The organism is Polaromonas sp. P1_G4, from assembly GCF_056405475.1.
In genome coordinates this window covers 1-3,972 of sequence record NZ_JBFUCA010000410.1, presented here as the reverse complement: position 1 = coordinate 3,972, position 3,972 = coordinate 1, and the positions used below count along the sequence as shown (strand labels likewise).

The following is a 3,972-nucleotide window of genomic DNA, read 5'->3' as shown; positions in this document are numbered from 1 at the left end:
CGTCACGGCCGAGCTCACCGCGCGTGAACGTGAAGTGGCCGCGCACCTGATGGACGGCATGACCTCCAAGGAAATTGGCCGCGCGCTGGTGATCAGCCACCGCACCGTCGAAATTTACCGCGCCCGCCTGATGCGCAAATACAAGGCGTCCACCACGGCCGACCTGGTACACCGGCTCATGGCCGGGTCGTGAACAGCCCATCTGCCGCACTTTAATTTGCTACGTTTTATATAGCACCTTGCGCTTTACCACAAAGGGCTGGAGGCCTTTTCCGCTTAAACCATTGATGCATGGGTGCTGGCCGGCTCCGAGGGATTGGCCTCTTCACTCGCCAGCCGGTCAAACGGCAATGCCTGCTTCACCAGAATCACCGTACAGGGCGCCGCCATGGCGACCTTGATCGGAACCGTCGCCAGCAGGCGCTGCATCTGCAGGCCATGCGTCGCAGCGCCCATCACGATCATGCTGACATGATTGCCCTGGGCATAGTGCAGCAGTGCCTGCGCAACATCTCCCGATTCGATGACATGAAAAGACACTGTCTGGCTGTTCAGGTGCAAAGGCTGCGCCCACTGGCGAAGCATGCCCAGGTAGCGCCGGTGCACGGTGGTTTCGCTCGTCTGCGTGTCGTGGCCCGGGGTTGCCGACGGATCAATCACCGTCACGCAGGCCAGCCGCGCGCGCGGTGTCGTGCCCAGCACCCGCATCACGGCGCGCCGCAATGAATACAGCGTGGCGTCGCYCACGTCCAGGCAAGGCACGGCCACCAGGATGATGGGCGCCGCATCAATTTGCCGGGAGGGCAGCGGGCTGGGCTGGTAGTCTTTGCCCGCTGCGCGCAGCCAACGCTTGAAATGCACCCAAAATCCCGTGGGGTGCAGGCGCTGGCCCAGCCCGGTCACGGCGATCTGCGCTGGGTCAGAGAGATCCAGCGCCAGGTGTGCAGCCGACGCATAACGCCGGTCGGCCTCGTTCTGCAGGCAGTGCAGGATCACTTCCTGCAGCCATTCGGGCAAGTCTGGCCGCAGCGCGCGCGGCGGCACCGGATCCATCCACAGTCGCTGCCGCAGGCCGCCGCGGGTCTGCGGGTTGCCAAAAGGCAGCGCCCGTGTGGCCAGTTCGTACAACATCACGCCGATGGCAAAGATGTCGCTGCGCGGATCGCCCCGCACGCCCACCACCTGTTCGGGCGCCATCCAGGTCGGGGAGCCGACGGCGGGACGCAGCTCTTCAGCCAGCAGGTCCGGGTAATGCGCGTGGCAAGACAACCCGAAGTCGAGCAGCACGGCACTGCCATCGGGGCGTATCAGCACGTTCGCCGGTTTCAGGTCCAGGTGGCAGGCATCCTGCAGATGCAGGCTGTGTACCGCCTGGGCCACTGCCACACCCAGCCGGGCAATTTCTTCGGCAGGCAGCGGCGCTGCAGCCTCGTCCAGCAGTTGTTGCAGAGTGCGGCCGGAGACGTATTCCATCACCAGGTAAGGCAGCTTTTCGAGGTCTCCCGCTGCCACCAGGCGCGGCACATGCGGCCCGGTCAGCACGGAAAGCAACTGCAGCTCGACCTCAAAGCCCACGATGTTTTCCGCGCCGTCGCCGGGCGTCATGCGCGGCACCTTCATCACCAGCGGAAAAGGCACGGCGTGCGTTGTGTCGGCATACCCCACCTGGTAGATGTGCGCCATGCCACCGGCATGCAGGCATTCGCCAACCACAAATCCATCTACCACGGTGCCGGGTGCCATCAACCTCACAGGCCCGCCTCCAGCCGCTGCGCAAAGTATGCGGGCAGGCCGGCTGCGCGCACATCGGCTGCGGCAGCCAGGTGGTCATAAGCCACGCGGTGGAAAGTCAGCTCGGCCAGCTCCGGGTCAAACAGTGCATACATGGCTTTGGTATTGCCGTCGCGCGGCTGGCCCACCGAACCCACGGTGGCGAGCCAGTAACGGTGCGCCGGCACCGGAATGAGCACGCCCGGGGTAGGCTGAAAGCGCATCAGCCCCTGCCCCGCACCGTGGAAATACAGCGTCTGCTGGTGCACGTGACCGCAAAACACATAGCGCACGTCCGGATCGAGCGATGCGGCGTCAAGGCTGGCTTCGGCGCGGCGTTCATTGTCCACATAGTGCCAGCGCCCCGGCGAGTCGGCACTGGCGTGTACCAGCAGCGCGGTGCCAATGGTGGCCGTCAGTGGCAGTCTCTCGAGGAAATCCAGGGCATCCTTGTCCAGCCGTTCGTGCGTCCAGGCGGCGCCGCTCTGGTCAACCGATCGGGCCTGTGCGGGCGGCGTCACCGTGTGCTGGTCATGGTTGCCCCTGAGCACGACGGCGCCCTCCCCAGCCAGGTCGCGAATCCGTTGCACCACCTCGGCCGGCTGCGCGCCATAGCCCACCAGGTCTCCCAGTATGGCCAGTCGGCCGGCGCCCTGCTCTGCAGCGTGGGCAAGGCAGGCCTCCAGCGCACGCAGGTTGGCATGCACATCGGACAGCAGGGCTATTTTCATAAGGTGAGGCGCAGTTTTATTTCACAGCAGGCAATCCCAGGCAGCTGATGTCCTGTCATTCGGGAGCAGGACAGTACAGTTTGCCGTAAAAGGAAGAGGCCGTGGCTGTTTTTATCCGCGTCAACGCAACTGCCATGCGCCAATGTCCAAGATGGCGGCCATCAGCATGCTACCAAATTAATAGCTGCTTGCGCTCGCCCTGACTGGGCTGCAGGCCACAATCACCTTTATCATCGCCTGCTTTATCGCCGTTGATCCCATCATGCATATCCGCCCTTACCAGGACTCAGACCTCGCCGCAGTCGCCCAGCTGTTCACCGATGCGGTTCATGGCCTGGCGGGAAGCCATTACGACGCCGTGCAGCGCGAGGCCTGGGCGCCTCACCCACCCGATCCGGGCCTATGGAAAACGCGGCTCGGGCCATTACAAATCTTGCTGGCGCAAGACGCGGAAGGCGGCGGTCTGCTGGGCTTTATTGGCTATGAAAAAAATGGCCATATCGACCTCCTGTTTACGTCGCCCGCTGCCGCGCGCCGCGGTGTGGCTTCACAGCTTTACGGCCATGCCGAAACTGCGCTGCGCGGTCTCGGCATCGTGGAGTTTTTTACGGAGGCCAGCCTGGTGAGCCGGCCATTTTTCGAGCGCCAGGGATTCGCGGTGAGGGAAGAGCAATGCGTTGAACGGCGCGGGGCCATGCTCCGCCGCTTTGCGATGACCAAGACCGTCCCCCTGGGCAACCAGGGTTAGTCAACGGTTCAGATGGCGTCCGGCTCGTGCCGGATGGTCTCACGCGTGCGGTGGTGGTCGCGCAATTTTCCCAGCGTGTGGTCAAGCACCCGCTTGAGCTTGTCGCTTGCGCCGCGAAAGGCTTCGTCCTGGCTGGGCGCGTGGTGGTTGACGGCCAGTGGTTCATGGTGCGCCAGCCGCGCTTCCATCACGCAGCGTTTTTGGTCCGGGCTGATTTTGTCGCTGTTTTCATCGCTCATATGAACCTCAATGCGCGTGATGTCGCCCTTGAAGCGACTAAGTGAGCTGTTGAGTTCGGTGCTGGCCCAGCGCTCGAACGATTCGCCGGTGTGCATGGTGTGATTGGAATTGACTTGGACTTGCATGGGTATTGTTTTCCTTTCAGGACGGTTACAGCGAAGAGGCCTGCCGGCCGGGCTGTCTTGCGGTTGCCGGGGGGCAACTGGAAAATTCATTGTGCGCCCTGCACGGCTGCGAGCCTGTAGTCCTGATCCCCACCCTGAAGTAAGGGTGGTTTTCCACACCGCACACGGACATACGGTTTCCTCATGGGGTGAGTGCCTCACCGGGCTTCGGAAAGCGCCAGGCAGCGTGCGCCGATAAATTCCCTGAGCAGGCGCAGGCCGGGCGTCAGTTGCCGCCGTCCCGGTAACACCATGTACAGCGGTACAGCCTCGGTTTGCCATTCTGTGCACAGGGCGACCAGCCGCCCCGCAGCCAGGT

Annotated in this window: 5 protein-coding genes; 2 read left to right on the top strand and 3 right to left on the bottom strand. The window is 63.4% G+C overall.

All coding sequences use genetic code 11. From position 1 onward, the window contains the following. Nucleotides 1–193: LuxR C-terminal-related transcriptional regulator (locus AC1D1X_RS17610; protein ID WP_477698773.1), on the top strand; the 193-nt coding region annotated here is incomplete at its 5' end. An 83-nt stretch (nucleotides 194–276) separates the two neighbouring features. Here AC1D1X_RS17610 and AC1D1X_RS17605 read toward each other — a convergent pair. Together AC1D1X_RS17605 and AC1D1X_RS17600 are read right to left on the bottom strand one after the other, a co-directional pair. Then, nucleotides 277–1,752 carry a protein kinase domain-containing protein gene (locus AC1D1X_RS17605; protein WP_477698772.1) on the bottom strand — a complete coding sequence of 492 codons (1,476 nt, stop codon included), beginning with the start codon at nucleotides 1,750–1,752 and terminating at the stop codon, nucleotides 277–279. Beyond that, nucleotides 1,749–2,501, bottom strand: coding sequence for a metallophosphoesterase family protein (locus AC1D1X_RS17600; RefSeq protein ID WP_477667845.1), 753 nt, complete (start codon nucleotides 2,499–2,501; stop codon nucleotides 1,749–1,751). The genes AC1D1X_RS17605 and AC1D1X_RS17600 overlap by 4 nt, the downstream gene beginning before the upstream one ends. A 262-nt stretch (nucleotides 2,502–2,763) precedes the next feature. On the opposite strand from AC1D1X_RS17600, the gene AC1D1X_RS17595 reads away from it, so the two are divergent. Beyond that, complete coding sequence (locus AC1D1X_RS17595) at nucleotides 2,764–3,249, top strand: GNAT family N-acetyltransferase (RefSeq protein WP_477667846.1); 486 nt, start codon at nucleotides 2,764–2,766, stop codon at nucleotides 3,247–3,249. 8 nt (nucleotides 3,250–3,257) lie between these two features. Here the strand turns inward: AC1D1X_RS17595 and AC1D1X_RS17590 are convergent, their stop codons facing one another. Further along, a complete protein-coding gene (locus AC1D1X_RS17590; RefSeq protein ID WP_477667847.1) occupies nucleotides 3,258–3,614 on the bottom strand; it encodes an HPF/RaiA family ribosome-associated protein in 357 nt (118 codons plus the stop codon). Between the last annotated feature and the right edge of the window lie 358 nt (nucleotides 3,615–3,972).

Excerpts from the sequence above, each read along its gene's own strand:
- AC1D1X_RS17600 (WP_477667845.1), bottom strand. The coding sequence starts at position 2,501 with ATGAAAATAGCCCTGCTGTCCGATGTGCATGCCAACCTGCGTGCGCTG.
- AC1D1X_RS17595 (WP_477667846.1), top strand. The coding sequence starts at position 2,764 with ATGCATATCCGCCCTTACCAGGACTCAGACCTCGCCGCAGTCGCCCAG.
- AC1D1X_RS17590 (WP_477667847.1), bottom strand. The coding sequence starts at position 3,614 with ATGCAAGTCCAAGTCAATTCCAATCACACCATGCACACCGGCGAATCG.